The sequence below is a fragment of the Methanosarcina sp. genome (assembly GCF_028693135.1).
In the GTDB taxonomy this organism is placed as follows: Archaea; Halobacteriota; Methanosarcinia; order Methanosarcinales; family Methanosarcinaceae; genus Methanosarcina.
The window spans coordinates 1-22,099 of record NZ_JAQUVZ010000056.1 but is presented as its reverse complement, the minus strand read 5'-3'; the positions used below and the strand labels follow the sequence as shown (position 1 = coordinate 22,099).

General features: G+C 41.3%; 29 protein-coding genes. 10 read left to right on the top strand and 19 right to left on the bottom strand.

The annotated features are described in order from the left end of the window. Positions 1-452 precede the first annotated feature (452 nt). Complete coding sequence (locus PHF18_RS16265; protein ID WP_300104621.1) at positions 453-878, bottom strand: hypothetical protein; 426 nt, start codon at positions 876-878, stop codon at positions 453-455. A 519-nt stretch (positions 879-1,397) separates the two neighbouring features. On the opposite strand from PHF18_RS16265, the gene PHF18_RS16260 reads away from it, so the two are divergent. Together PHF18_RS16260 and PHF18_RS16255 are read left to right on the top strand one after the other, a co-directional pair. Continuing rightward, entirely contained in the window at positions 1,398-1,562 is a 165-nt protein-coding gene (locus tag PHF18_RS16260) for a hypothetical protein (RefSeq protein WP_300104619.1), read from the top strand. Between the two features lie 31 nt (positions 1,563-1,593). Further along, positions 1,594-1,935, top strand: coding sequence for a carboxymuconolactone decarboxylase family protein (locus PHF18_RS16255; RefSeq protein WP_300104618.1), 342 nt, complete (start codon positions 1,594-1,596; stop codon positions 1,933-1,935). Between the two features lie 109 nt (positions 1,936-2,044). On the opposite strand, the gene PHF18_RS16250 is transcribed toward PHF18_RS16255, so the two are convergent. Continuing rightward, entirely contained in the window at positions 2,045-2,404 is a 360-nt protein-coding gene (locus PHF18_RS16250) for a helix-turn-helix transcriptional regulator (RefSeq protein WP_300104617.1), read from the bottom strand. Positions 2,405-2,777: 373 nt separating this feature from the next. Here PHF18_RS16250 and PHF18_RS16245 point away from each other — a divergent pair, with 373 nt between their 5' ends. Next, a complete protein-coding gene (locus tag PHF18_RS16245; RefSeq protein WP_300104616.1) occupies positions 2,778-3,476 on the top strand; it encodes a methyltransferase domain-containing protein in 699 nt (232 codons plus the stop codon). Positions 3,477-3,493: 17 nt separating this feature from the next. Here PHF18_RS16245 and PHF18_RS16240 read toward each other — a convergent pair whose 3' ends face one another. Both PHF18_RS16240 and PHF18_RS16235 read right to left on the bottom strand, forming a co-directional pair. Then, on the bottom strand, positions 3,494-3,814 hold the full coding sequence (locus PHF18_RS16240; protein ID WP_300104614.1) for a hypothetical protein: 321 nt from the start codon (positions 3,812-3,814) through the stop codon (positions 3,494-3,496). Positions 3,815-3,979: 165 nt separating this feature from the next. Beyond that, complete coding sequence (locus PHF18_RS16235; protein WP_300104612.1) at positions 3,980-4,339, bottom strand: helix-turn-helix transcriptional regulator; 360 nt, start codon at positions 4,337-4,339, stop codon at positions 3,980-3,982. 627 nt (positions 4,340-4,966) lie between these two features. Between PHF18_RS16235 and PHF18_RS16230 the strand changes: the two genes are divergently transcribed. After that, on the top strand, positions 4,967-5,545 hold the full coding sequence (locus PHF18_RS16230; protein ID WP_300104611.1) for a co-chaperone YbbN: 579 nt from the start codon (positions 4,967-4,969) through the stop codon (positions 5,543-5,545). 2 nt (positions 5,546-5,547) lie between these two features. Further along, positions 5,548-6,192, top strand: coding sequence for a cytochrome c biogenesis CcdA family protein (locus PHF18_RS16225; protein ID WP_300104610.1), 645 nt, complete (start codon positions 5,548-5,550; stop codon positions 6,190-6,192). Positions 6,193-6,484: 292 nt separating this feature from the next. Here PHF18_RS16225 and arsB read toward each other — a convergent pair whose 3' ends face one another. From arsB to PHF18_RS16200, 5 genes are all read right to left on the bottom strand, one after another. After that, complete coding sequence (gene arsB, locus PHF18_RS16220; protein ID WP_300104609.1) at positions 6,485-7,534, bottom strand: ACR3 family arsenite efflux transporter; 1,050 nt, start codon at positions 7,532-7,534, stop codon at positions 6,485-6,487. Between the two features lie 36 nt (positions 7,535-7,570). Further along, on the bottom strand, positions 7,571-8,458 hold the full coding sequence (locus tag PHF18_RS16215) for a universal stress protein (protein WP_300104607.1): 888 nt from the start codon (positions 8,456-8,458) through the stop codon (positions 7,571-7,573). A gap of 344 nt (positions 8,459-8,802) precedes the next feature. After that, positions 8,803-9,123 carry a hypothetical protein gene (locus tag PHF18_RS16210; protein WP_300104605.1) on the bottom strand — a complete coding sequence of 107 codons (321 nt, stop codon included), beginning with the start codon at positions 9,121-9,123 and terminating at the stop codon, positions 8,803-8,805. Positions 9,124-9,243: 120 nt separating this feature from the next. Continuing rightward, positions 9,244-9,474 carry a thioredoxin family protein gene (locus PHF18_RS16205; RefSeq protein WP_300104603.1) on the bottom strand — a complete coding sequence of 77 codons (231 nt, stop codon included), beginning with the start codon at positions 9,472-9,474 and terminating at the stop codon, positions 9,244-9,246. Between the two features lie 164 nt (positions 9,475-9,638). After that, a complete protein-coding gene (locus tag PHF18_RS16200; protein ID WP_300104602.1) occupies positions 9,639-10,610 on the bottom strand; it encodes a permease in 972 nt (323 codons plus the stop codon). A 271-nt stretch (positions 10,611-10,881) separates the two neighbouring features. Here PHF18_RS16200 and PHF18_RS16195 point away from each other — a divergent pair, with 271 nt between their 5' ends. Beyond that, positions 10,882-11,046: a hypothetical protein gene (locus PHF18_RS16195; protein ID WP_300104600.1), complete on the top strand. Its 165-nt coding sequence runs from the start codon at positions 10,882-10,884 to the stop codon at positions 11,044-11,046. Positions 11,047-11,228: 182 nt separating this feature from the next. Here the strand turns inward: PHF18_RS16195 and PHF18_RS16190 are convergent, their stop codons facing one another. The 4 genes from PHF18_RS16190 to PHF18_RS16175 all read right to left on the bottom strand — a co-directional run bounded on the left by PHF18_RS16190 (position 11,229) and on the right by PHF18_RS16175 (position 13,545). Next, a complete protein-coding gene (locus PHF18_RS16190; RefSeq protein WP_300104599.1) occupies positions 11,229-11,489 on the bottom strand; it encodes a helix-turn-helix transcriptional regulator in 261 nt (86 codons plus the stop codon). Between the two features lie 194 nt (positions 11,490-11,683). Further along, positions 11,684-12,067 (bottom strand): putative zinc-binding protein, encoded by a 384-nt coding sequence (locus PHF18_RS16185; RefSeq protein WP_300104598.1) that lies wholly within the window; start codon positions 12,065-12,067, stop codon positions 11,684-11,686. Between the two features lie 77 nt (positions 12,068-12,144). Continuing rightward, the gene (locus PHF18_RS16180; protein WP_300104596.1) at positions 12,145-12,378 is read right to left on the bottom strand and encodes a thioredoxin family protein; all 234 of its coding nucleotides are present in this window, start codon (positions 12,376-12,378) and stop codon (positions 12,145-12,147) included. 114 nt (positions 12,379-12,492) lie between these two features. Continuing rightward, entirely contained in the window at positions 12,493-13,545 is a 1,053-nt protein-coding gene (locus tag PHF18_RS16175; protein ID WP_300104594.1) for a permease, read from the bottom strand. Between the two features lie 503 nt (positions 13,546-14,048). Between PHF18_RS16175 and PHF18_RS16170 the strand changes: the two genes are divergently transcribed. Then, positions 14,049-14,984, top strand: a complete 936-nt coding sequence (locus tag PHF18_RS16170) for a magnesium transporter CorA family protein (protein WP_300104592.1) — start codon at positions 14,049-14,051, stop codon at positions 14,982-14,984. 78 nt (positions 14,985-15,062) lie between these two features. Here PHF18_RS16170 and PHF18_RS16165 read toward each other — a convergent pair whose 3' ends face one another. From PHF18_RS16165 to PHF18_RS16140, 6 genes are all read right to left on the bottom strand, one after another. Further along, complete coding sequence (locus PHF18_RS16165) at positions 15,063-15,347, bottom strand: hypothetical protein (RefSeq protein ID WP_300104591.1); 285 nt, start codon at positions 15,345-15,347, stop codon at positions 15,063-15,065. Positions 15,348-15,524: 177 nt separating this feature from the next. Beyond that, complete coding sequence (gene tusB, locus PHF18_RS16160) at positions 15,525-15,836, bottom strand: sulfurtransferase complex subunit TusB (protein WP_300104589.1); 312 nt, start codon at positions 15,834-15,836, stop codon at positions 15,525-15,527. Positions 15,837-15,875: 39 nt separating this feature from the next. Then, positions 15,876-16,280: a DsrE family protein gene (locus PHF18_RS16155; RefSeq protein WP_300104587.1), complete on the bottom strand. Its 405-nt coding sequence runs from the start codon at positions 16,278-16,280 to the stop codon at positions 15,876-15,878. Positions 16,281-16,283: 3 nt separating this feature from the next. Further along, positions 16,284-16,664, bottom strand: a complete 381-nt coding sequence (locus tag PHF18_RS16150) for a DsrE/DsrF/TusD sulfur relay family protein (RefSeq protein WP_300104586.1) — start codon at positions 16,662-16,664, stop codon at positions 16,284-16,286. Between the two features lie 36 nt (positions 16,665-16,700). After that, positions 16,701-17,498, bottom strand: coding sequence for a (Fe-S)-binding protein (locus PHF18_RS16145; protein WP_300104584.1), 798 nt, complete (start codon positions 17,496-17,498; stop codon positions 16,701-16,703). A 433-nt stretch (positions 17,499-17,931) separates the two neighbouring features. After that, positions 17,932-19,146, bottom strand: a complete 1,215-nt coding sequence (locus PHF18_RS16140) for an ammonium transporter (RefSeq protein ID WP_300104582.1) — start codon at positions 19,144-19,146, stop codon at positions 17,932-17,934. 222 nt (positions 19,147-19,368) lie between these two features. On the opposite strand from PHF18_RS16140, the gene PHF18_RS16135 reads away from it, so the two are divergent. The 3 genes from PHF18_RS16135 to PHF18_RS16125 all read left to right on the top strand — a co-directional run bounded on the left by PHF18_RS16135 (position 19,369) and on the right by PHF18_RS16125 (position 21,948). After that, the gene (locus PHF18_RS16135; RefSeq protein ID WP_048126271.1) at positions 19,369-19,713 is read left to right on the top strand and encodes a P-II family nitrogen regulator; all 345 of its coding nucleotides are present in this window, start codon (positions 19,369-19,371) and stop codon (positions 19,711-19,713) included. Positions 19,714-19,725: 12 nt separating this feature from the next. Further along, positions 19,726-20,919 carry an ammonium transporter gene (locus PHF18_RS16130; protein ID WP_300104580.1) on the top strand — a complete coding sequence of 398 codons (1,194 nt, stop codon included), beginning with the start codon at positions 19,726-19,728 and terminating at the stop codon, positions 20,917-20,919. Positions 20,920-21,066: 147 nt separating this feature from the next. Next, entirely contained in the window at positions 21,067-21,948 is an 882-nt protein-coding gene (locus tag PHF18_RS16125) for a class I SAM-dependent methyltransferase (RefSeq protein WP_300104578.1), read from the top strand. Positions 21,949-22,099: the final 151 nt, after the last annotated feature.

Below are 22,099 nucleotides of genomic sequence, written 5' to 3'. Positions count from 1 at the left end.
TGTTTACATACTGTCGGCCGCATGCCCGGCAGTTTCCTTTACGGAAAAGCCCACTTATCAACACCGGTACATGATACCGCTAAAAACAGGTAAACACGCCGTATAAATGGTTGATCTCCCCGGGACTGCGAAAAGTTGCCTAAAACCAGGGAAATTCATAATTGACATTCATAAACTTATACAGCAAAAAATAGCTTTCTTGGATAAGTTCCGGACACTTTTGAATTCTTCCCCGTGATACAGGCAAATGAGTAACCAGACCTGTGGTCTTTTACCCAAGTGGATACTCACTACATCCTTTCCCTGTATATAATTCTTTGCTACCTTTAGGGCAGGAACCTTCCAGAAGAAGCTGTGAAATCAGGGTGAAATCCATGATTGAAAGTTTGCAAATCCAGAATTGAAAACATATTGCGTTTTAAATGTATTAATTCTCACAGGTCAGGGCTTACTCAATACCAGCCCATAAGGTGAAGCTCGCTTGTTAACATTTCCTTTAAAAGGTTCAGTCTTTCTATGGAGTTGCGGATCTGTTCTGGTTTGTCCAGCAATTCTTCACATCCGGTTTCTTCCTGAATGGTTGTGACCTTCAGGAGCTCGGCAAAGTTTACGCATTCGTCCAGGAAGCGGTTAAACAGCCTGCGAGCCTGCATAAAATAATCCGAAGTCCTGAAATCCGGCTGGAGGGTTTTTTCGTATTCTGCTCTCTGTTTCATCTCTGCAGCCAGGATCCGGGCTTCAACATAATCCCTGGAGTTCAGAAAGTTTCCCAGATTTTGCAAAGTTGTGCCTGTGTGCTGGATAAAATAGGCAACTTCAAAAGCCCACTGCTTGTCATAGTTCGTCCCGGAGCCGGAGTTAAAAGAAGAGGAGTTCATCTGCCAGGTTCATCTCCTGTTAAATCTTCCCTTTCAGCCTCTGATAATAATAACCTTTCTACTTTACCCGACCAGGCTCTACCTTTGACTTATTCAATATGGCTGTGGGAAGCAGGATTAGAAATTTAAATAGAGTTTTGAACTTAAAATTCAGGCTTAACTAACTCTATATCCACGGAACACACTCCACAGAACACACGGAAAGATTTGAAAAAGCTGTGCCTACCATCTATTTATTCCTTTTTTCCGTGCTTTCCGTGGTTCACCTTATTGGAGTGCCTGTCAGTTGTTTTATGTTCCTGTCTATCCCGTTGCAGCAGCAGATTGGGAGTTGAAAGTATTTTCATCATCGTCCCCCTCTGAATGGAATTTCTTCATGGGCTGTTCTCTTTTTGCCCGGTTGTTTTAACATGTATCAAATATTCTTGATACCATCCAGGCGGTTTTTTAATCTGCGATTCTCTAATATTACTTATTATTACTGGTTTTTGGGAATTCAATACTTAAGGAGACTGAGAAATGGGAAACGAAAAAGAAGGAATGCAGAAGAAAAAGGCAGAAGAAGAATATTCTGAGAACAGTGCCGAACCCGATGAAGAAGACCTTCTGTATACGCATAAGCCTGAATCCCAGGGAAATGAAATGCGCTGGAATACCACTTTATGCAGAAAGCCGGGCCGTTAAAAACATTTTTTCATTGCTGGAGGAGCTTTTAATGCCATTTATAAACGAAATGTTGCCTGAAACTGCCGAAGCGTTTGGGCAATTGAGAAATTCTATTTTCAAGGACAGTTTCCTTGATGTTAAAACAAAAGAACTGATTGCTATTGCCTCGTCGGTGCTCATGCGCTGCCAGTACTGCGTTGATGTACACTCCCAGAGGGCAGTTGCAGCAGGGGCTGCAAAAGAAGAGATTGCCGAAGCAATATCAGTTGCCATGTTTGTAGCTGCAGGGTCGCAGATTGGGTGGACGAATATATACGGTGAAAACGTCTACGACAAAATTTTTGAAAAAGATAATGATAAAGAGGACGGTTGCTGTTGCTGTGAGGACTGACTCCTTCAGATATTTTCATTTTCAGGCATTTCCTTTTATTCTTATCTTCTTTTTTGTTTTTGTTTTTTCAGGTTTTGCTTATCTTTTTCTTCGATTCGAGTTTAACCTTTTATTCTGATTTTTTGTTTTGTATCTGCGATATGATATTCAAAATATTTCCAAATTCAGGGTTCAACCTGTAAAATCGCCATTTTGAGCTGCTGTAAGCTTCGACAATCCCGCAGTTTTTCATAATTGTAAGGTGGTGGGAAACCAGGTTCTGCCTTTCATTCAACTTAAATATCAGCTCGCAAACACAGTGGTCTCGCTGAGATAAAAAATACGCAATTTTCAGCCTTATAGGGTGTCCGAGAGTGCTGAATATCTCACTGGTTTTTTTAATATCATCGTCCAGAAAATCTATTTCCTGGAGCATTTTCTCTTCCCATTCCTTTTTTTTCTCGGGGTCGGCAGGGCAGCAATAGCTCATAAATAAAAGAAGTGAAACTTTCTAATTAAGATTTTTCATCTCAATTTTGTTTGATATAAATCCTATTATTATTCACATTTGATTTTTTTCAGAAACATCGGCTCCTATATGCCGACATATTTTAAAAAAATCTCTGCATCTGTATGAAAAAGCAATAAGGTTGTGAAAATAAACAGTTCAAGAAGGGTCTTTAACCCGAAAGGTATATATATTTATGTACGAATGAGTGAAATTAGTTTTCTTTTCCTCTTGAAAATTACAAATCAGTGAGCTTAAACTATAAAAAATAATTATAAAAAAAATTACTCGATGTAAAACCCTGATTGTATGGAAAAAAAGTTATAACAAAAACAGGACTTGGGGTATAAAAAACATGTCGAAACCAAAATCTGTCTGGGAAGAGTTCTTTGCAGATAAAAGAAGCGGAGGTCACAGGTCCTCAGCTGAGGAATTTATTTCCAGAGAAGCCAGGGAAAAACTCTTCCATCTGGATGGGGGCAAAACACTTCTTGACTTTGGTTGTGGGGCCGGGGAGCTTCTGGTTTATTATGCTCGGGAATATGAAAAACTTGTAGGAACCGATTTTTCTGCATCAATGCTTGATGAAGCAGACAAAAGAATCAAAGCCCGAAAGTGTGATAATATAGCTTTAATCCTTGCTGACGATAAAACAATCTGGGAAAAGCTTGATTCCTCCTTTGACCGAATAACTGCAGCTGGAGTGATCCAGTACCTCACAGATGAAGAAGTTGATAATTTTATTTCTCAAGCATCAGGACATCTTAATAAAGGGGGTAAAATAGTACTTTTTGACCTGCTGGATCCTCGCTTATATCCATTATGGAAAATAGGGTTCTTTTCACGAAATTTCGGATTCAGGAAGATTCTTTATAAAATAGGTTTTGAAATTCAATCTATGATATCAGCGCGCTTAAAAAACCGCCCTAAAGATATTCTCGGGTATACTCACAACCCCTCCACAATAGAAAGTATTGCAAATAAACATGGTTTTGAGATGGAGTATGTGCAGTCCATGTATTATGAATACAAGTACCATGCAATAATATCGTGATATTTCAGGCATTAATTTCAGGCATTATTGAATTCGATACTGATACTGCCTGCTTTTTTTGCAAGGGACTTAGCCATAAAACCACTTTCCAGCTTGCAGAGGTTAAGTACAGCGCAGGGCACCAGACAATTAGAGGAACACTGTGCTTCCTGTGCTCTATCAATCACGTAATTGTTCTTAATGTCCAGGGTTTCCATCATGGGAATTTCCATATGTGAGATTTTTTTTATTTTTTCACAGGGGGTTTCGATATCCACAATAATCTTATCGCCTTTCATACTCCCCATAATTTTGTGGGTAAAGCCGCAGATAGTAGAGTTTACTGTAATTTCGGTCAATTTTTCACCTCAGATTTCTTATTTCCTTAAGTTTTCTTTTTTTATCGCGGATTTCGGGAGTTTTAACGTTTTTTCGGATTATCTTTACAGGGTTTTCTCTCTATTTCCTTTTTATTATTTTTCTTCTTTTATATGTCCTTTGTTCTTCGGTTCGAGTTTAACCTTTTATTCTGATTTTTTGTTTTGCATCTGCAATATGATGTTTAAAATGTTTCCCAATTCAGGGTTCAACCTGTAAAATCGCCATTTTGAGCTGCTGTAAGCTTCGACAATCCCGCAGTTTTTCATAATTGTAAGGTGGTGGGAAACCAGGTTCTGTCTCTCGTTCAACTTAAATATCAGTTCGCAAACACAGTGGTCTCGCTGAGAGAGAAAATAAGCAATTTTCAGTCTTATCGGATGCCCGAGAGCGCTGAATATCTCACTGGCTTTTTTAATGTCATTGTCCAGAAAATCTATTTCCTGGAGCATTTTCTCTTCCCATTCCTTTTTTTTCTCGGGGTCTGCAGGGCAACAATAGCTCATAAATAAAAGAAGTTAAGTTTTCTAAATAAAGATTTTCATATCAATTTTATTTGATATTGATAATGTTATTATTTATATTGGATTTTTTTCCAGAATTTTGAGATCCCGGCTGATTCCATATCAAGATTTTTTGATATCTACCTTGCGGTTTTTTATAAATGTGAATCATGAATTCAATTGGAATAACTAACAGCCTATCCGAAAAATGTTGTGACCTACTGTACTTTTACTATTGACAATATGCACAACCGAAAAGGATACTCGATATTATAGACCGATTGTAACTTTACAATATGTATTACTGACTTTTCGGATAGCTCTAAGACGTCTTTGTTGAATGAAATGGTGCCAGAATTAACCTGATAATTTCATAATTTTTTCAGCCATGACCTCGTTTCATTGATGATGATACACCTTTTTCAATTTTTTCTGCATCTTTTTGATTTATGGAAAATATTAATATCATATGTATGTATAAATGAATCAATATATCTTGATACCAGCAACTCCCTTATTCACACAACTCCCTTATTCACACAACTCCCTTATTCACACAACTCCCTTATTCACACAACTCCCTTATTATTTCTTATAAAAATATAACTTGATGATTTTCGGAGAATTATAATGAAGCGATTGCATAAAATACAAGACAAAGAACGAGTTTCGTTTTCGTTTCCGCTCTTTTCGAAAAAACCGCTTTTCATTTTGGCGATTTTTTGTTTTATTCTCTTCAGCTCAGGTTGCACTGATGATTCTGGCAACGAAGCAGAGGTTGTTGAAGTTACAAAGGATGTTAACTATTCTGGCAGTGGGGCAGAATTGGTCGAAGTTACGAATCTGATCCAGATTGATGAAGCCCTCACAAAAGGTCCTGTTGTTCTGAAGCTTGGTTCTAAAGGGTGCATTCCCTGTAAAGAGCAGGAAGAGGTGCTTTCAGAGCTCCTTCCAATCTATCAAGATTCTGCTTCAATTATGCTCATCGATATCAAAGAGTACCCTGAGTTTGCAACAAAGTTCGGAGTAAGAGTCATTCCGGATACCTGTATTATTACAGGCATAGAAGACGGTAAATACATGTACATGTGGCAGGACGGTAGCAAAAGTTCAGAAAGAGCAAGTGCAAGGTTCCTGGGTGTTGTCGATAAAGAAACCCTTTCAGAGACTCTTGAGAAAGCCATCGAATCCAGAAACACAGGGGAGTAAATTTGTTTTCAGACTTTCTCCCGTTTGCTGCTTTCTTTGCAGGGGTCGTCAGTGTACTCTCCCCATGTATCCTTCCTGTAATTCCGGCAGTATTTGCTTATTCAACTGAAAAAGGAAAGTTCAGACCCCTTGCAATCGTATCAGGGCTGTCTCTTTCCTTTACCAGCATGGGAATCGTCACATCCCTTTTCGGAGCGACGCTCACGGCTTATCTAGGTTACCTTAATATTTTTGCCGAAGCTCTTCTGATCACGATGGGTATTTCATTGCTCTTCGACTTCAATATTTTCAATGTGTTTGGAAATTTTTCATCACTTGTAAATTCCAAAAAAGAGGGGCTGTTAGGAGGCCTTTTGCTTGGTCTCTCTCTCGGGATTGTCTGGCTCCCATGTGTGGGCTCAGTACTTGGTTCAATCCTTACAATGGTTGCTGTTTCAGGTAAAATTACGTATGGAGCGCTGATGCTTTTCATCTATTCCATTGGCTTTTCAATTCCAATGCTGCTTGTTGCTTATTCTGCAAGCTTTTCTTCCAAAAAGCTTCAGAAAGTTTCAAAATATGGTTTTCCGTTAAAAAAAGTTACAGGCCTTATAATTCTGGGGGTCGGCTTTTTTATGGTTTACCAGAACCATTTCGGCAGCTTCTGAGATCAAATTGTTCTGGCTTATCCCAATAAGCCATGCAGTTTTTTTGAAATAGAAATTGGTTAACAGTGCCTGGAAATATCTTTGGAGAAAATAAGCCTGAGGAGCTGGAAAACGAAAACCCGTAAAACGAGAACGAGGGCTGCTGCGGGAACTGAATAAAAACACTGGAGCTTTGAGTTTCGGACTCATCAGTTAATTTTCTGAATTTATTTTTGCTTTTTTCTGTTTTTCGGTTTCTGTTTTTCTTTTTCTACTTTTTCCTTGCTTCTCCTTTATTCCGATAAGAACCTTCTCAAAACCTGAATTTCTCCCTATTCTTGTTCATGATTTTCACAAGGGAAAGCATAACAGGCACTTCCACAAGTACTCCCACAACGGTTGCGAGTGCAGCCCCGGATTCCATCCCAAACAGAATTAAGGCTACTGCTACTGCCAGTTCAAAGAAATTACTGGCGCCGATAAAGGTTGAAGGTGCAGCTTCCCTGTAGGGAATTTTCAGGTATTTTGCTCCTGCATACCCGATCCCGAAGATCAGGTAAGTCTGCAGCACAAGGGGAATTGCTATCAGGAGAATATGCAGGGGGTAATTTATGATGTTGTTTCCCTGAAATATAAAAATCAGGACAAGTGTTATTAAAAGTCCGGCAGGAGTAATCCACTGTGTTTTTTGGATCAGCCTGTTTTCAAACCAGTTAATTCCTTTTTTCCTTATCACAACCTGCCTTGTCAGCACAGCAAGGCCGAGAGGAATTGCCACATAAAACAGGACAGAGACAAAGATAGTCATTAGAGGAACTGGAAAATCAGTTGTGACTCCGAGGAGAAACTTCCCCAGTGGAGCGAAGAGGACCAGAATAATGAGGTCATTTACCGAGACCTGGATCAAAGCATAATTAATATTGGCTCTCGCAAGGTAAGTCCAGACAAGTACCATAGCTGTGCAGGGAGCAATCCCCAGCAGGATCATACCTGCGATATACTGAGCCTGAAGGTCAGCCGGGATCAGGGATTCAAAGAGCACGCGCATAAAAAGCCATGCAACAAAAGCCATTGTAAAGGGCTTGATTGCCCAGTTTATGATGAGAGTTAAAAGGAGGGGCTTTAAATTTGCCTCAACGTTCAGGATTTCTTCAAAATTGATCTTAAGCATGATGGGATACATCATAACCAGAAGCACGACAGCTACAGGAATTGAGACGTTTGCAATCTCAATACCTCCAAGGGTGTCCGCAAAACCTGGGAAAAAATAGCCTATTGCAGTTCCGAGTATGATACAGATTGCAACCCAAACAGAAAGATATTTACTGAAGAAATCGAGCTCCTTCCCTTCATCTTCAGGCATATTCTTCCCCTTCATCCCACTCTTCTTTCAATCTCTTCAGGCATATGCTTCCCCTTCATCCCACTCTTCTCCCTCGAACTCCTTGCTTGCAGGGATGATCATCACGGGCTTTGGGGTTTTCCGGAGTACATTTTCTGCCGTGCTTCCGAGCAGGATGTCCATTAAGGCTCCTTTCCCGCGGGCAATCAACATGATCAGGGTGACATCTTCCATGCTGGCAAATTTAACAATCTCCTCGGATGGGATTCCTTCAACGACAAGGTACTGGCTCTTTATGCCTTCAAGCCGCTCCTTTATTCTCCGGAGCCTTTCTTTTGCCTCTTCTATCTGTTCATCCAGCAAATCCATGTCTTTTATGTCATCTATTACATGCAGGAACAGAACTTCTTTTACGATCCCTGTAAACTCCTGAAGCTGTTCTATTGCCTTCATTGCCTCTTTTGAAAAGTCGAGAGGTACAAGAATCCTGGAGAACGTTGCCCTGCATACCTTCTCATAAACTTCTTTTCCTTCTTTCATAGCTTCATACTTTTCAACCAGCAGTATTTTTTTTGAACTACGTGCTATGTATTCCGTAGTCCTTCCGAGAAGCTTCCCCTTTATGAATCCTTCAGTTGTGGCTCCCATTATTATCGCATCAACGTCTTCCCGGTCTGCGATCTCCGCAATTGTTCTTCTTACGTCTCCTAACACTACCAGGGTTTCGGTTTCAAGTTCTAGTTCCCTGGCAAACCCTGCATAATCTTCAATCCTTTCCTTTGCATTCCGTTCAAACATAGGGGCAAGCCCCTGGCTTTTATGTATGTCCACTACATGCAGCAGGATAACTTTCTTCAAACCGGCGTTTTTAAGTTCTCCTATGCAGCCGAGCAAATCTTCCGTTTCGATTGTAAAATCCGCAGGAACAAGTACTGTGCTTATCATCTGCTATCCGCAGCCCCCTTTCGTTCCATTTGCTTTGAAGGTCTTATCTTTCAGTACCCTGTGGCTTTTTGATGACCCCAGTTCATAATTATGTCTTTATCGCTAATAGCTTGATGCACTGAAGTAAAAAAAGAAAAAATGTTTTTTAAAGAAGAGGGATTTTTAAAAGAAGATATCTTTTTAAAAGAAAAGGGATTTTTGAAATGAATAACTATTCTTAAAATCAAAAACTGTTTTTAAATGAAGATATTTTATAAGAGAAAAAATGTTTTGGAAAATAAGGTTCTGCCCGAAATTTCAAGATATGAAGGTTCAGAGACAGATCCTTACTTCTCAGAAAAACCTCATACTTCATCAAAATCGATACTGAGGCTTCCTGCTTTTTTTGCCAGGGACTTTGCAAGAAACCCACTTTCCAGCTTGCAGAGGTTAAGCACCCCACAGGGTACCAGGCAGTTTGAGCAGCACTTTGCCTCTTTTGCCCTGTCCATTACATAGTTGTCTTTGATGTCCAGGGTTTCCATCATGGGGATTTCCAGGTGCGAGATTTTCTTTATTTTTTCACACGGAGTTTCGATATCCACAATGATTTTTCCACCTTTCATGCTTCCACGGAGTTTGTGGGTGAAGTCGCATATTGTGGAGTTGACAGTAATTTCAGCCATATAACCACCTCAATTCGTTTTTGAATTCAATTTTCAGGTATCTGGAAATATTAATTAATCCTCTCCAGAGTTAATCCTTTCTTTCAAAAAAATAGTCCGGATCTGGTCGGGTCAAGATATTCAGTTAATCCATTTCCGGATTTCTTTTTCATCCGGGACCTTTCCTGCAAGTTTTACTTCTCCGTCAATAACAACCGCAGGGGTGACCATTACTCCGTATTTCATGATGGTTTCAAAATCCTCAACTTTTAAGACTTCGGCTTCCACGCCGGTTTCTTTGAGGACCTTTTCAATGTTTTCCTTTGTTTTCTTACATTTTACGCATCCGGTTCCGAGAATTTCGATTTTCATGCTTTTCTCCACTTTTTTATCTTTTGATTTCAGGTTTTGATTCAGGTTTTGATTCAGGTTTTGATTCAGGTTTTGATTCAGGTTTTGATTCAGGTTTTGATTCAGGTTTTGATTTTCAGGTTTTGTATTTTCAATCGCTCAATTTTCAAAGATTTCTGATGTAGTTACAGAAGTATGTTGAACAGGTATCCCGTGAAGACGATTGACAGCGCCACAATCGAGACAAAGATCGCAATCAGTTCTTTTTTCAGCACCTTTCTAAGGATGATCATTTCGGGCAGGGATACAGCTGTAACCGACATCAGGAATGCCAGGGAAGTCCCTATCGGGAGCCCTTTTCCTATCAAGCTCTCAACTATTGGGATCATGCCCATTACATTTGAGTACAGGGGGACTCCAATAAGGACAGCAATCGGCACTGCAAGCAGGTTGTCCTTACCTGCATATTTTTCAAGGATGCCTTCGGGGGCATAGCCGTGGAAGATGCCTCCTATGGTAACTCCTATGATCACGTAGATCCAGACTCTTCCCACGATGTCTTTAACGCTTTCAAGAGCAAGGTCTGTCCTTTCCTTTATGGTAATGCTTTCCTGTTCGTTAGCCTGTTTACCTACTTTTATTTTGTAAACGAACTCTTCCACATACCTTTCCAGTTTCAGGACTCCGATTACATAGCCTCCAAATACGCCGAGCACAATGCCCGATACCACATAAATTACAGTTGCCTTCAAGCCGAGGGTTGCCCAGAGTACGGCTACAGCAGCTTCGTTTACCAGAGGGGAGGTGATCAGAAAGGAGAAGGTAACTCCGAGGGGCACTCCAGCTTCCACAAACCCGATAAAAAGGGGCACTGAGGAGCATGAACAGAATGGAGAGACTGTCCCTATCAGGGAAGCTATCAGGTGGTAACGGAGTCCTGTTTTGCCTCCGAGCACCTTTCTTGTTTTTTCCGGAGTGATATAAGTCCTGAGGTAGGAGATCGCGAAAATCATCACGGCAAGCAGGATGACTATTTTCAACACGTCGTAGATGATGAAGTTGACACTGGCTGCAAGGTGAGTAGTGGGGGTAATCCCGAAAACCTCGTACGTCAGTTTGTCTGCAATCCATTGCAGAGGATAAAAGATATCAGCCATTTTGAGTTCCTTCTTTTATGTTTTGTTTTTGCTCTTTTTGGATACTCAATTATATCATATCGTATCAGTATATATTGATATATTGTTACTAAGATATAAGGATATCGCTTCGAGTGAAGCTTTCAACAGGAATACTTGAGTTCGAATGAACATCCGATCACAGCAAAATCTCAAAATAGGCCGGGTTAGATATCTTATTCCAGATATTTTCTGTGAACGAAAAGAGACTTTCACAGTACTTTGGGATGAAAATTAAAACTGAGGTTCTAAAATGGTTATATGTTCTATCTGTGGGAAGGATGAATATTCACTGCTAAAAGTAAAGCATAGAGAACTTGGCACAATAAAGCTCTGCTTTGAATGCTGGGAAGTGGAGAGGGGCAACCAGAACCTTCTTCCGTCATGCAGGGGGGACTGTGACTGCTGCCGTTATTAATTCATACCTCTACTTTTCTGGCTCCTGTCTGCGTGGGATTTGATATGGGCGTTTCCGAATTTTTGGAATCTAACTGAAAAAAAGGACTAAAGGATCAGAAAAGGACTAAAGGATCAGAAAAGGACTAAAGGATCAAAAAAGGACTAAAGGATCAAAAAAATACTAAAGGATTGAAATAGAACTTATTCTTCAAGTAACTTCAGAAGCTTCCGGACCTTTTCGTTGTCTATGGAATAAAGCCTCATCTTTCCGTCCTTTCTTACTTTGATGATATCCCAGTCCTGCAGTTTTGCAAGATGCATCGAGGTGTTGGACTGGGTCCTGCCTATGAGGTCTGGAATCTCACAGGCGCATTTTTCCCCTTCAAGCAGGACTTTTATTATTTTATATCTGGTTTCCTCGCTCAGGGCTTTGAAGATCTTTAAATTTTCTTCATTAATCATATGATCAATCATTGAATTATAGTCGTATAAATACTTTTCTTAAGGCCTGGTAAAAATTGTGGGGTGCCTGTGGCTTGCAGAAGTCCGGACCATACATTGCCCCAAAAACTGGGTTGAGATCCAAAAAATCCAAAATCCTGCCAAAACAGGTCTCTAAAAAAATATGTTAATTGTAAAAAAGAGTGAATTGGAGATCAATCGGACTGCAGTATCTCCTTTATCTTATCCAGGGCTTCTTTAACTTCTTCATCCTTGAGGTCCAGGTCTTTGCTTTTTTTGATCCCTAACTCGGAGATCACAATGTGCCTGTTAGGGGTAAAACCGGCAAGCTCCAGGGTCTCTTTTGTGCAGTTTAAGGGGCAGCCGTCAATGGCTATGAGCCTTTCGGAACCTTCGGCCGATTTCATAAGGCCTTTAATCCTGCCGCCGATCCCAACAGTGCACATCATTTTCCCGACTTCCTGCTTTGTAAGTTCGATTGCGACTTTGTTTGCGATCTGGCCTACGTTGGACCCTCCGCTGCAGGCAAAGATCCCTACGTTTGCTGTCCCGCATGCACATTTTACTTCTTCTGCCATTGTTTTTATACTCCTTTTTGACGGTTTTTTTGTCCGCGTTTATTATATTTCTTACGAAGTAAATTTTATCTGTCCTTTTATTTTGTAATCCACTTTTTGATGTCTTCTACACTCGGAACCTTGCCTGCGACTTTAACATCTCCGTCAATAACAAGTGCAGGTGTAATCATGACTCCGTATCCCAGGATTTTGTCAAAGTCGTCTACCTTGACGATTTCGGCTTCAACACCCATTTCCTTGACGGCTTTTTCGGCCATTTCTTTTGTCTTATTGCATTTTGCGCAACCTGAACCCAGTATTTCTATTTTCATTTTCTCACCTTATTGCTTAATTCTGTCTTTATTCATTTTTCGTGATACTTTTAGATATAAGCTTCATGCAATTATTTATGACATTATTTTATTTGATTCGATTAGACTTCTCTTTTATACAAACATAACTCCGAATATATACCCTGAAACGGTCGCAATCAAAACCACGAGGGAGATGTAGGACATGCCTTTTTTTGTTCCCATGATCCTGTTGATAACGATCATATTCGGTAGACTGAGTGCCGGGCCTGCAAGGAGCATGGCAAGGGAAGGGCCTTTTCCCATTCCAAGTAGCGTGAGGGCTTTAATGATTGGCACTTCCGTAAGGGTGGAAAAATACATGAAGGCTCCGGCTACTGAGGAAATAAAGTTTGAAGTCAGAGAGTTTCCTCCCACAAAAGCCGCTACAAGCTCTTTGGGGAGTACGACTACCGCAATTCCGGCAAAGAAAACTCCCAGCAGGAGCAGAGGGGTGATCTGTTTTATCAGGAACCAGGTTTCTCCCATCCAGCTCTCAAGTTCTTCTTTTGAAAACCATTTGAAAGATAGGAAGGCCGTAAGTCCTAGCATTGGGATCCAGACAAGAAACTGGGTTGTGTACTTCCAGCCCCAGGAGGACATCAGCTCAGGGGCTATAAGGACTGCAATTAGCACAACAAAGATTTCAACGCTGTGCTTGTGTTCTTCTTCTCCAAAGGTTTTTATGGACTTGCGTTCGGTTACTTTCCCTTCATACAAAAGGGCCATAACTAAACCAACAAGTACGGAAAGAAGAATTGCTGCGAAGGCACGGGCTGCTCCGAGGTCATATCCCAGGATTTTTGCTGTATAGACAATTGCAAGGATATTGATTGCTGGGGCAGAGAATAAAAATGTGGTTGCAGGACCTATGCCTGCTCCCCGTTTATATATCCCTGCAAAAAGGGGGAGCACTGTACAGCTACAAACTGCAAGGAGGCAGCCGGAAACCGCAGCTACCGTGTACGAGACATATTTGGGGGCGTCCGCTCCGAAGAACTTAAGTACCGATTCCTTGGAAAAGAGGGAGGCAATCGCACCAGCCAGGAAAAAGGCGGGCACAAGGCACATCAGTACATGGAGTGCCAGATACTCCTGCACTGACTGAAGCCCTACATATATGAGATAAGTGAGATAATCAAGAGTCATTTTTCCACCAGGGGTATTTATCCAGATTGTTCCTGTTATTTCAAATAGATTTGAAAGAACCTATATAAAATTTCCTATTTCAAATTTATTTGAAATAAGTTTTCGGTCTGTATTTACTCTCCAGTTTGCGTCTCTTTCCGGAGCTTCAGAGCTGCTGTTCATACCCTGCAGGGGTTTTCGCATATGAATATTTATAGATATTTTTGCAATAATTTAAGAATATGAGTATTAAAGTAGAAATTTAAGAATATGAGTATTAAAGTAACAATTTAAGAATATGAGTATTAAAGTAGAATCTACAAGCATCTCCAGAAAAAGGTGTTTTCTGTATACTATTTTCCTATCAAAGAATTTTACTGATCTGAATTCTCAGTGCGTTTATGTATGGACTCGCAAAACTATTTATATATTTATGCTCTGCTTTAGGGCTTATAATTGCAATTTAATCTCATATCAAACAGGAAATGGATTATATAAAACAGGAAAAGGCAGGGGGAATTAACATGCTTCAGATCTTCAAATCAACAGATGCTGGAATGATAAATCTGGGTCAAGTTGAAAATGGAGCATGGATTAATCTGGTAAATCCCGGTGAACGAGAAATCTCATTTGTTTCGGAAACTCTGAACATTCCTGTTGATCATATTAAAGCTGCCCTTGATGAAGAGGAACGTGCAAGGATTGAAGTTGACGGGGACTGTACTGTTGTATTGATAGATAGCCCTGTGCCGAGTACGAATGTTAAGGAAGGGGGGATCTATTATACTGTTCCGCTTGGAATTATTATTAATGATAAAAATATTGTTACTGTTTCACTGCGGGAGAATTATATCATAAATGAGTTTATTGAACGGAAAATAAAATCCTTTTATACATTTAAAAAAACACGTTTCTTTTTACAGATTCTCTATAAGAACTCAAAATTATATCTCCAGTACCTAAGAAATATTGACAAAGCAAGCGGGCTTATTGAAACCAGGCTGCATAAGTCCCTGAGAAATAAAGAGTTAATTCAACTTCTTGAACTGGAAAAAAGCCTTGTATATTTTTCCACATCTTTGAAAAGTAATGAAATGGTCCTTGAAAAAATTCAACGATCCAATCCTATTAAGATGTACCCGGAAGATGCTGAACTGCTTGACGATGTTATTATAGAAAATAAGCAGGCAATTGAAATGGCAAATATTTATAGTAATATCCTGAACGGGACAATGGATGCATACGCATCAGTCATCTCCAACAACTTAAATAGTGTGATGAAATTTCTGACCTCTGTAACTATCGTCATGTCGATCCCAACGATGGTCGCAAGCTTTTTTGGGATGAACGTTAGCGTCCCATTCCAGGGTAATCCCCATGCTTTTACAATTATTTTTATAATTTCTATGTTTTTCTCGGTGATTCTGGCGATTACGATGTTGAGAAAAGAAATGTTCTGAATCCTGATCTATTCGAAACCTTAATTTAATATTTGTTCCATATTAAAAGTTCTAACTTCGGACCTCTTCATAACTTTTTTATTTCTCTGCTGCTTTCCGTACCTCTTTTGCCACGTCTTTAATCATTTCCCCTACAAGCGTTGATTTTTCGCAGTGAGATGCCTCTTTTGGGCTGCAGTTTAGGAGAATACCCATTAACCTGTCGGCTGTCCGATAAAACTTCATATCCTCGAGCCTGACCAGAAGTCCGGATAACTTTTCACTAAATTCCCTGCATTTTTCGTGGTCACAGACTGCCTGCTCATGCAACCGGCTTACCCGTTCCAACTCCTCAATAACCTCACGTGGAAGCTTTTCAGCCATATAAAACAGTCCTGTCCGGTGACCCTTTGTTAAAGCTTTAATTTTCTTCTAAATGCTACAAGTAAAAATATACCTTAAAATTTGTAAAGTCAGCTAAATATCTTAAAATTTGTAATGTTACTTAGGACATATTAAAATGTATACTGCCAATTATTTAAAATGTATACTGCTAACTATTTAAAATGTATATGCGCATTTGCAGTGTTCCATCATATCCTCTATAAAAGCAGCGTAAAAGTTGTCCGGAACTGTAACTTTTTCTCTGTCCACTATTGCTCTGGCATCAAGGTCTTCCTGACAGGCATAGACTTTGTATCCCGGCAGTTCCTCTATTCCGGAAAGCAGGTGAGAAAGTAAATGATAGACTCCATCTCCTGCAAGGTAGAGTCTGACATTTCTAGAGCGAGCAGCCAGTTTGAGGCATAGTTCCGATCCCAGGCTTAAGGGGGGCTTTGTCAGCAGGAATACATCATATTGTTCTCGTTTCATATTATTATCCCGGTTCACCTTTCTTAAATAGCTGCCAGTTTAAAATCGGATAACGCAGTCCGAGTTTTCCATGGATTCAAAAAAATCTTCTTCATCGACGAGTTCCACGGTCTCTATCAGGGTTTCCCCAAAAAGGCCTCTCTCAAACAGCGAGGGTTCATGCACAAGTACTCTCAACTCCCCATATGAATAGAGAATATCTGAAAGGTTTGGTACTCCAAGCTTTCTGCTGTCCTGGCCGGCAGCTATAAGATAAATTCCATCTCCATAAAGGCCAAGGGTCACTTGCATTCTGTTAAGGCTTACTGCAGCCGCATTCAATGCTCCAAAGGCTTTTTCACTGCCGTATGGGGCAGTGTCCAGCAGATAGAATACTGATTTCATCGGAATCCGGACCTCATAATAACCATATTCTTCCAGCCTCGTCTTGACAGTGAGATTCAAGCCTCATCTCGAAAGTGAGATTACTCTATCACTCTTACTTATCATTTCTGAGAGTTCATAGAGACTGGATATTTTTATTCCAGGCAAGTAGTCTTTGCAGTTACTTCCGTTCGCAGTTTCCTCTTCTGCTATGTAACCTCTTGCAGCAGCACACCGTGCACAGGCTCTAATTACAGCCCCCTTCTCTGCAAGTCCAGTGAAAAGTTCGCCTGTGCTGGTAACAAAGGACGGGTTCTGACCTTTCTTGGGAATCTGCACTGCGTCCAGGTACAGGAATATGTTCACTTGGTACCGTTTAAGTGCGTTTTCTGTCAGTTTACAGGCAATCTCAGCGTATTCGGAAATATAAGGGCCGTCAGTGAGCACGATAGTAAGCGTCTTCAAAACTTCCTCCGAATAAATTGTTTTTAAGTAACAGGCTCAAATATACGCACTCAGTACCTGCAGGTGCTCGAAATTGGTTACATAGCCCGGTTCTTTGAGGGGTGTACACTTATCCAGGGAGACTTCCCCACTCATTAGTTTTATGGCAAAGGTGTAACAGCTCTGTTCGCTGCACTTTCCGCAGTTAGTCTGGGGCAGGTATTTGTAGATCTCCATGGGTTCGACTCTTACCTTTTCCCTGGGAGCTGGAACGACACCTTTTGCAATAGCCTCATTGATGGTGTTTCTCAGGTTTTCAAGCGCTTCTCCGGCTTCGCCCTCGTTTTTAATCATAGTCATTGTAACTTTTCCAGTGCCATAAATAGTTGTAATAATTTCCCCTTTTTGCATTATCAGAGCATTTATTCTGTCCGAATATCTCCCTCTGGGAAAGAGAGGCTCAAGGACCTTCAGGGTTCCACCCAGAGGAGGAGCCATGTTTGCGATTACCCTGAATTTCGAGGAATTTGCTATGCAGGGCAAAAGCTGCCTTATCTCAGCAATCTCAACTGGCTTTGCCTTAGAAATGTCTGCATTTTTCTCCTCACCTTTGTCTGCCTTACCTTTCAGGAAATTTCTGCCGTATTCACTTAGCTTCGCAGTCCCTTCTCCTAACTCAATAAGGCTTGCCTGTTGCAGAACTTTAAGATGAAAATCGAGCATGGTCTTCCCGATCTCTCCTCCTATTTCCTCTGTACTTGTCTCGCCCTTCTCCAGGAAGTTCATTATCTTCCTTCTAGTGGCGTTAGCCATAGCGTTATTTACCAGCTTTATTTCATTTGGATTTCCCGGCATCTTTACCACCTGTAAGAATTCTGAAAATTGTTCCTCATATTTTTTCCTGATGCTCATCGCTATCAGGCATATTTTTCTCAAAAATAAAGTCAAATTCTTCTAATCAATTATGGAAGCTTCAAATTCTTCTATTTATTCTGAAATCCTCTAATTATTCTATAATTAATTATGGAATTCACTTCTTAAAAACTCGAACGTCCAATATCAAAAAAGATTGATACGAAAATCCTTCAATCGCCGGTTTCTATGGAAAGAAGATAAGCTGAAGACTGTAAAAATGGAAAAATACAAGGGATAGGGTTTACCCTACCTCCTTTCACTTTATCAAATAAACCTGCTGATAAAGGAACTTTTCTTTAGAGAAGCCTGTGTTGTAAGCCCGTTCACCGTGGATAGAGATCTCCAGATTTTAAATAGGTTTAAAGGGATTTTATCAGTGAATTGCATCGTAGGCACATTCGCCATGCATAGACATATCCAGACCTGCAAGCTCTTCTGCATCTGAAACTTTGACCGGAGTTATTACATTTATGAGCATCAGCATAATATAGGTAAATATAAATGCATAGATTGAAGCACCTGCAACAACCACGAGTTCTTTGATAAAGAACGCAGTGCCACCGTAAAGCAATCCATCAGCTCCTGCCGGATTTATGGCAGTTGAAGCAAAGACTCCAAGGAGAATTGTTCCTGTTACTCCTCCTATTCCATGAACTCCCCATACATCCAGGGCATCATCCCATTGCATCCTGTTTTTAAGATGTACCGCAAAGTAGCAGACAATAGCTCCGATGATACCCATTAATGCAGCCACATGCAGGGAAACCAGGCCTGCTGCAGGGGTAATGGTTGCAAGACCTGCAACAGCTCCTGTCATAAGCCCTACAAATTTTGGTTTTGATTCCTTGACCCATTCTATTATCATCCAGGTAATAGCCGCAAAAGAAGCTGCGATGTCGCTGTTCAGGAATGCAAGTGCGGTAATTCCGTCAACGTTGAGTTCACTTCCAGCGTTAAAACCGTACCAGCCAAACCAGAGAAGCGCAGTTCCTATAGCCATTAAGGGAATGTTGTTTGGCTTTGAATCTTTATACTTCCTTGAGCCTACGTAAAAGACTGAGGCAAGGGCTGCAAATCCGGCTGTCGCATGAACCACGATTCCGCCTGCAAAGTCAATAACTCCCATTTCCGCAAGCAGACCGCCTCCCCAGATCATATGGACAAAAGGATAGTAAACAAAGAGCTGCCAGACTACAAGGAAAATAATGTAAGCCTTAAAAGTAATCCGATTTGCAAATGCTCCGGTAATCAGGGCCGGGGTAATAATTGCAAACATCATCTGGTAGGCCACGAAGACAAGTTCGGGGAATCCAGCGTTTCCAAACATAACAGTCGGGGTAATTCCATTCAAAAATATTTTGTCCAGATTTCCTAAGATTGCACCTTCTCCTCCACTGAAGCACAGAGAATATCCTACGAAAAACCATAAAATAGTTGTCAACCCGAGAGACACAAAACTCTGCATCATAATTCCTAAAATGTTTCTCTTACAGGCAAGCCCTCCGTAAAAGAATGCCAGACCGGGGGTCATAAGCATTACAAGACTTGTCGCAAGCAGCATAAAGCCGGTTGAACCAGTATTTAACATCTTTTCATCCCATCTTTTTTATATGATAACTAGGAAGCCTCAAATCTCTTACCTTTTTCCGAGTTCCTTTTATTTAAACTAATCGACATTGGTCGCCTTGATTGTAGCAGATGGGTACATTTAAATATATTAAATCAGAAGTAAGTTACCGATTGGTGGTCGCAATGAGCTATATATTAATTAATAAGTAATTAGGAAATAAGTTACCTACTGGTGGTCGCAATGAAATATGTAATAGCAATAATAAGACCGGAACGGCTTGAGTCGGTCAAACGAGAACTTCAGAAAGTTGAAGTAAACCGGTTGACCGTATCGGCAGCTTCCGGATACGGCGCGCAAAAAGGACATCTGGAAGTCTACAGGGCACTGGAACTTGAAGTAAATCTCCTTGAAAAAATAAGGCTTGACATCGCAGTAAACGATAATTTTTTGGAACCGACGATCGCTGCGATCCAGAAAGGGGCAAAGACCAATAGTGGTCATATAGGGGACGGCAAAATCTTCGTGCTCCCGCTTGAGGATGTCATCAGGATCAGCACAGGTGAAACCGGATCTGATGCTATTTGAGGTGAAGTAAAAATGGCTATTGTAGCAGCAGATCTTGTTTGGGTATTGATTTCATCCGCACTTATATTATTCATGCTTCCGGGGCTTGCTTTTTTCTACGGAGGGATGGTCAGGCGTAAGAATGTCCTTAGCAGCATGATGCACTCCTTTGTCGCAATGGGTGTCATGACCATAGAATGGGTGGTAATAGGTTACTCTCTTGCTTTTGGAACCGGAAACTGGTTCATAGGCGACCTTGAACACGCATTCCTGCGGGGAATTGACCTTTACTCGGTATCAGGTACCATTCCCACATACGCATTTGTTGTGTTTCAGGGGATGTTTGCCGTAATTACGCCTGCCCTTATCTCCGGAGCCATTGTCGGGCGTGCTAAATTCAGCTCATACATCGCTTTCATAGCCCTCTGGGGCCTTATCGTCTACGCGCCTGTCTGTCACTGGGTCTGGGGCGGCGGCTTTCTTACCGGAGAAGCCCTTGACTTTGCGGGCGGCACGGTTGTCCATGTAACATCAGGTATCTCCTCCCTTGCAATTCTGGTCTTCCTCGGAAAGAGGAAGGGGTACGGCATCGATTCGATTAAGCCGCACAATGTTACCCTCACCCTTCTCGGCACAGGGCTTCTGTGGTTCGGATGGTTTGGGTTCAATGCCGGATCGTCCCTTGCCGCAAATGAGGTTGCAAGCCTTGCATTTATTACAACATTCGTTGCTCCCGCAGCTGCAGGCCTTTCCTGGATGGCAATAGAATGGATGTCCACAGGAAAACCAACCGCCCTGGGGTTTGCCACAGGCATCCTGGCTGGACTCGTTGTAATCACTCCTGCTGCTGGTTTTGTCACGCCAATGGCAGCTATAGTAATGGGTTTAATCGCAGGGGTCATATGTTATAAGGCTGTGATGCTCAAAGGCAAGCTCGGGTATGATGACTCACTTGATGCTTTCGGAGTCCACGGGGTCGGCGGAATAACCGGCGCGATCTTAACGGGAGTGTTCGCAAGTGTGGGTGCCACAGGCCTCCTTCTTGGTGATTCACACCAGTTGTTCATTCAGGTCGAAGGAGTCATTATTACGATTGTTTATGCGGTCGTTTGCACACTCATAATAGGATTCGTCCTCCAGAAGACCATCGGGTTCAAGGTTTCCGAGAGCGAGGAAAACATTGGGCTTGACAAGACACAGCATGGAGAATCCGCATATAACATTTGAGTGCAGGTAACTCTTTATCCGCACTTTTAAATTTTCTTCTACTTTTTTTTCAACCTTTTACCTGCATTCTTTTTTTGGTTTCTTTTAGACTTTTTCTTAAGTTCCTCCCATAAGAGAGCTTTTATTCCTTAAATCAAATTTAGAAGTATGTTCGGAGAAATTGGAAGCGTAAGAAACGAGGCAGATGAAACTTCCCTGCAAATTCTCTCCCTTTTCAGGGAAAGCATAAGCGAAATCCGTCTTAAAGAGCCTGAAGCCGTATCAGCATATTTCAGCCAGGACTACTCACATTATATTGTAGTGCACACTCCTCTGAATATCCGGTTCCCTGAAAAAAGGGAGGAGTGGAATTTGCGCTTTTGTAAGGATGCCGGAGTTTCGGTTGTGGAGCTGGTCGTAGCCGATACAGGCAGTGCTTACGTACGGGGTCTGATGGCAGTTAACGGGTCAAAGGTCTTCGCTATCCTTCCTTTTACATCAACAGATGCAGAAAAAGCAAAAAATGCGAAGTTTCCTGAAGACCGCATGGCCCGCGTGAGGGCACAGGTGCTTCCAGATGTGCTTCCCGGAATAAAAGGGGAAACTATCCTTGATATCGGCAGCGGTTTCGGAACCCTTACAATGGAGCTTGCAAAAAATAACCCGGATTCCCAGGTCTATGGCCTCGATCTTCACGACTCCCTCACAGGGCAGGCACAGATGAATGCAGAAGTCCTCGGCATCGAAAACGTTGAGTTCAGGACCGGAAGTGCCTATGCCCTGCCTTTTGACGAAAGTTCGATGGATGCTGCTACCTGCTTTTTCATGCTCCACCATCTTGAAGACATTAAATTTGCTTTATTCGAGATTAAAAGAGTGCTGAAAAAAGGTGGGTCATTAACTGCAGTTGAGCCGCTGGCACATCACCACCACCATGGGCCTCAACTCTCGGAAGCTTCATGGAGGGAGCTTTTTGAAGATGTGGGTTTCAATGTGGAATCCGAAAATCCGGAAGGAGCAGTTGTCCTTAAAGCAGTAAAACGAGAATAAAATCCTGTAAAAGACGATAAATCAAGAAAAACGCACATGAAATTCTTCGAATAACATGCCCAAACAATGAAAGTCCTTTTCACTTACCTTTTTTTGATATTAACTCCATCATTACCTTGGGACAGGAAGGTTGTTTTTTATTTGGCTCTTC